Origin of the sequence: Roseovarius sp. MBR-6 (assembly GCF_040547525.1) — a bacterium.
Lineage (GTDB): Bacteria > Pseudomonadota > Alphaproteobacteria > Rhodobacterales > Rhodobacteraceae > Roseovarius.
The window spans coordinates 1-4,297 of record NZ_JBEPPW010000054.1; the positions used below are offsets into that span (position 1 = coordinate 1).

Consider the following 4,297-nt stretch of genomic DNA (forward strand, 5'->3'; position numbering starts at 1 on the left):
CGGACTTGCGGCAACCGTTGCCCTTTCGCTTTTGATGCTGATGAAGGGGGCGATGGGGCTGATGCCAGCACTGGATCCGATCGGTATGATCGCGATGATGATGGGGGTGTCGACGGCCATTGGCTGGGGCGTTCACGTCATGATCGGCACCGTCCTCTGGGGCGGCGCATTCGCATTGCTTGAATCGCACCTGCCTGGAGGAGAGCTCTGGCTGAAGGGCATCGTCTTTGCCACTGGTGCCTGGCTCATCATGATGGTGGCGATGATGCCGATGGCGGGGGCCGGGCTCTTCGGCATGCAGTTGGGCATGATGGCCCCGGTCATGACACTGGTGATGCACATCGTGTTCGGGGCCGTGCTTGGCGGCGTCTACGGCATGCTGCGGCGCCGCAGCAGCCTGAACGTGGCCTGAGACATGCCCTTTCGGTCTGGAAGCGAAAGCAGCGATCAACCGATCTGGGTCTTACGCTCTTAATTCCTGAGATAAACTAAACGAAAGAGATTCCCATGACCGACAAACTCAAATCCGGCGAACGCCTGCCCGCAGCGAACGAGGCGCGGCGCAACCGCTCGCATGACAGAGCCGGTAGAGAATGCGGAAGCCCAAGCCAGAACTCTGAAAAAGCGCCGCAGATGCACACAACGCCATTGGACAAACACCTTGATCCAAGACGATCCCAGAAATGCGGCGGACCCGCAAACTCGCCCTCTGCCTGAGCCCATAGGATGCAAAAGATGAACATCGACAACAATACCACGGCATTGGTCGTGACCGATCCCCAAAACGATTTCCTCAGCGAAGACGGTGCCGCTTGGGGTCTGGTCGGAGACAGCGTTCGCGAGAATGACACGATCGCCAACCTCGAGACCTTGTTGACCGCGGCGAGAGACGCTGGTTACCGGACTTTCGTGTCTCCGCACTACTATTACCCAGCCGACAAGGAGTGGCAGTTTGGCGGAACCCTTGAGCACAAGATGCATGAGATCGGCATGTTTGCCCGCAGTGGTCCGCTGGATCTGTCCGGATTCGACGGATCTGGAGCTGACTGGCTGGAGCGGCTGAAGCCGTTGCTGACCGATAGCAACGTTATCGTGGTCAGTCCTCACAAGGTCTACGGACCCCAGAACAATGACCTGGCGCTGCAGTTGCGTAAGCACGGGATCAGCAAGGTCGTTTTGGCCGGCATGTCGGCGAACCTGTGCGTCGAGTCGCACATGCGCGATCTGGTGGAACAGGGATTCGAAGTGTTTGTCGTCTCGGACGCAACCGCAGCTGCAATCGATCCGGATCTCGGTGACGGATACAAGGCCGCCGTCATCAACTTCAACTTCATCGCTAGCAAGGTCTGGACCACCCGAGAGGCGGTTGAAGTGCTGCAAGCGATGTAACGGAAAAGCTGCGTTGACCAACTTCAACACGAAAGAGGAACCGAACATGACAGACAAACTCAAATCCGGAGAACGCCCTCCGGAAATCACCGTGCCGCGCCTCGACGGCAGTACGCTGACGTTGGGCACGCCCCTGGACTATCACGACTGGCAGATGGTGGTGGTCTATCGCGGCAAGCACTGTCCGATCTGCAAAACCTATCTAGCGGAGCTCGAACGGACCGCGCCCGACTTCGCCAAGGCGGGCGTGGGGATCGTGGCCGTTTCCGGCGATCCCGAGGATCGCGCCCGCAGTTTCACTGACGAGATCGGCGTGACGTTCCCCGTGGGCTACGGCCTGACGGTGGAGCAGATGCAGATGCTCGGCCTTTATGTCTCGGAGCCGCGTTCCGAAAAAGAGACGGACCGTCCCTTTGCCGAACCGGGTGTGTTCGTGATCAATGCTGATGGGCTGCTTCAGGTTATCGACATCTCGAACGTGCCGTTCGCCCGCCCCGATCTCGCTGGCCTTGCCAAGGGGCTGAAGTTCATTCGCGACAACGACTATCCGATCCGCGGCCGCCTGGCGGCCTAAGGAGTGCCGGAAAGGTCTCTGACCTGCCGCAGGTCTCATCGGACAAACCCGTCATCCGGCGCGCGGGGCGGATGACGGGTTCATTCCTTTAAATGGCAAGAAGGACAAAAACCCCATGAAACTTGACGGCACGAACTACGTCATCAAGGAATTCACCACCGTCGAGGATGTGGCGCATACCGCGCTCTTTCTCGCCACCTTCCCGAGCAACGCGCTGACCGGTCAGAGCATCGTGGTCAGCCACGGCTGGAGGATGGATTGAGCCATGCGCGAGGTTGATGTTGCCATCATCGGCGCGGGCACGGCGGGCATGGGAGCCTATCGTGCGGCGCGCAAACATACCGACCGGATCGTCCTGATCGAGGGCGGTCCTTACGGGACCACCTGCGCACGTGTGGGCTGTATGCCCTCGAAGCTGCTGATCGCGGCGGCGGAGGCGGCTGAAGCCGTGCGTGATGCAGCCGGTTTCGGCGTTCACGCCGCCGCGCCGCGCATTGACGGGGCCGAGGTGATGGGCCGGGTGCGGCGCGAACGTGATCGCTTTGTCGGCTTCGTGATCGAGGTGGTGGAGGGGATTGACCCGTCCCACCGCCTGAAGGGCAGCGCCCGGTTCGAAGGGCCGAACACCCTGCGGCTCGACACCGGCGAGACCGTGCGCGCCGCGCGCATCGTGATCGCCACCGGCTCGGTTCCGGTCCGTCCGAAGATATTCGACGCTGTTGGCGACCGGCTGATCGTCAATGACGATGTGTTCGGCTGGTCCGATCTGCCGGGTGCGGTCGCGGTCTTCGGCGGCGGGGTCCTCGGGCTGGAACTGGCGCAGGCGCTCTACCGGCTCGGCGTGCGCGTGCGGCTGTTCGGCAAGGGCGGGGGCGTCGGCCCGCTGAGCGATCCGGCGGTGCGCGATGCCGCTGCCGCCGCCATCGGTGCCGATCTGCCCTTCGATCCGGATGCCGATGTGCAGGAGGTCACCCGCGAGGGGGATGAGGTGGTGGTGCGCTTCACGGTGGATGGCGAGGTGCGAGAAGAGCGGTTCGACTGGCTTTTGGCCGCAACAGGCCGGGCACCGGCGCTCGATGGGCTTGACCTTGCCGCCTCGGGGCTGACCCTCGATGAGCGCGGCGCCCCCGAAGTCGATCCGGCGACCATGCAATCGGAAGGCGGCCACATCTTCTTTGCAGGCGATGTCGCGGCCCGCATTCCGCTGCTGCATGAGGCCGCCGATGACGGCCGCATCGCGGGCGATAACGCCGGGCGCTTTCCGAAGGTGCAGACCCACCGCCGCCGCACGCCGCTGGGCATCGTCTTTACCGATCCCAACATCGCCACGGTGGGCGCGTCCTTTGCCGACCTGTCCGACGCCGCGTGCGACTTCGCCACGGGCGAGGTGGATTTCGCCGATCAGGGCCGCGCCCGCGTTCTGCGCCTCAACCGCGGCCTGCTGCGCATCTATGGCGAGCGCGGCACGGGCCGCCTGCTCGGTGCCGAGATGGTCGCGCCGCGGGGCGAGCATCTGGCGCACCTGCTGGCCTGGGCGATTCAGACCGGTATGGATGTGGATACGGCACTGGAGATGCCCTTCTATCACCCGGTCATCGAGGAGGGCCTGCGCAGCGCCCTGCGCGATCTGAGCGTGAAGCTGGGTCACCGCGCCGACACTCCACCGCGCTCCATCGACTGCGGCCCCGGCGCATGACGCCAACCGAAAAGGACACGACCCCATGAACAAGGACGAGATCCTGTCGCTCGCCGGCATGCCGCCGGGCAAGACGCGATGGCAGCCAGCAGCCACGCATAGGTTGACCCGTGTCTCGCGCAAAGGACCAGCCCGCGATCCGATCACGCCAATTGACTAGGTATGGAGAGTGAAATGACAACCGAATACTCCCACAAATACCTTCAGGTCGAAGGCCACAGGATCGCCTATCTCGACGAGGGCACCGGCCCGCCGGTCCTGTTGATCCACGGGATCCCGACATCGAGCCTGCTGTGGCGCAACATCATCCCGGTGCTCGCCCGGACGCACCGGGTGATCGCGCCCGACATGCTCAACTACGGCCAATCGGACAAGCCCGAGCACACTGACGTGTCGATCGCCGCGCAGGCCCGGCTGATGGTCGGCGTGCTCGACGCGCTCGGGCTCGCCCGGACCGACGTGGTGTCCCACGACATCGGTGGCGGCGTGGCGCAGATCATCGCCGTTCGCTACCCCGAGCGGGTGAAAAAGCTGGTTCTCAGCAGCGCGGTCTGCTTCGACTCGTGGCCGATCCCCGAATTCCTGCCATTGCAAGAGCCTGGCGCCGAGGCAGCGATGAGCCTTCCTGACTTCCTCGA

At 63.4% G+C, this 4,297-nt stretch carries 8 protein-coding genes; all 8 read left to right on the forward strand.

What is annotated here, in order from left to right:
* The coding region (locus ABIE57_RS20305) for a DUF6789 family protein (protein ID WP_354540850.1) at positions 1–412 on the forward strand (412 nt) is incomplete at its 5' end.
* Between the two features lie 95 nt (positions 413–507).
* The gene (locus ABIE57_RS20310; protein WP_354540852.1) at positions 508–717 is read left to right on the forward strand and encodes a hypothetical protein; all 210 of its coding nucleotides are present in this window, start codon (positions 508–510) and stop codon (positions 715–717) included.
* An 18-nt stretch (positions 718–735) separates the two neighbouring features.
* A complete protein-coding gene (locus ABIE57_RS20315; protein ID WP_354540854.1) occupies positions 736–1,389 on the forward strand; it encodes a cysteine hydrolase family protein in 654 nt (217 codons plus the stop codon).
* Between the two features lie 46 nt (positions 1,390–1,435).
* Positions 1,436–1,963: a peroxiredoxin-like family protein gene (locus ABIE57_RS20320; RefSeq protein ID WP_354540855.1), complete on the forward strand. Its 528-nt coding sequence runs from the start codon at positions 1,436–1,438 to the stop codon at positions 1,961–1,963.
* A gap of 115 nt (positions 1,964–2,078) precedes the next feature.
* Positions 2,079–2,225: a hypothetical protein gene (locus ABIE57_RS20325; protein WP_354540856.1), complete on the forward strand. Its 147-nt coding sequence runs from the start codon at positions 2,079–2,081 to the stop codon at positions 2,223–2,225.
* Between the two features lie 3 nt (positions 2,226–2,228).
* Complete coding sequence (locus ABIE57_RS20330; RefSeq protein ID WP_354540857.1) at positions 2,229–3,659, forward strand: dihydrolipoyl dehydrogenase; 1,431 nt, start codon at positions 2,229–2,231, stop codon at positions 3,657–3,659.
* Between the two features lie 25 nt (positions 3,660–3,684).
* Positions 3,685–3,819 carry a hypothetical protein gene (locus ABIE57_RS20335; protein ID WP_354540858.1) on the forward strand — a complete coding sequence of 45 codons (135 nt, stop codon included), beginning with the start codon at positions 3,685–3,687 and terminating at the stop codon, positions 3,817–3,819.
* Positions 3,820–3,833: 14 nt separating this feature from the next.
* On the forward strand, positions 3,834–4,297 hold a 464-nt coding region (locus ABIE57_RS20340; protein ID WP_354540859.1), incomplete at its 3' end, for an alpha/beta fold hydrolase.

Coding starts and splice junctions, on each gene's coding strand:
- ABIE57_RS20310 (WP_354540852.1), top strand. CDS start 508: ATGACCGACAAACTCAAATCCGGCGAACGCCTGCCCGCAGCGAACGAG.
- ABIE57_RS20315 (WP_354540854.1), top strand. CDS start 736: ATGAACATCGACAACAATACCACGGCATTGGTCGTGACCGATCCCCAA.
- ABIE57_RS20320 (WP_354540855.1), top strand. CDS start 1,436: ATGACAGACAAACTCAAATCCGGAGAACGCCCTCCGGAAATCACCGTG.
- ABIE57_RS20325 (WP_354540856.1), top strand. CDS start 2,079: ATGAAACTTGACGGCACGAACTACGTCATCAAGGAATTCACCACCGTC.
- ABIE57_RS20330 (WP_354540857.1), top strand. CDS start 2,229: ATGCGCGAGGTTGATGTTGCCATCATCGGCGCGGGCACGGCGGGCATG.
- ABIE57_RS20335 (WP_354540858.1), top strand. CDS start 3,685: ATGAACAAGGACGAGATCCTGTCGCTCGCCGGCATGCCGCCGGGCAAG.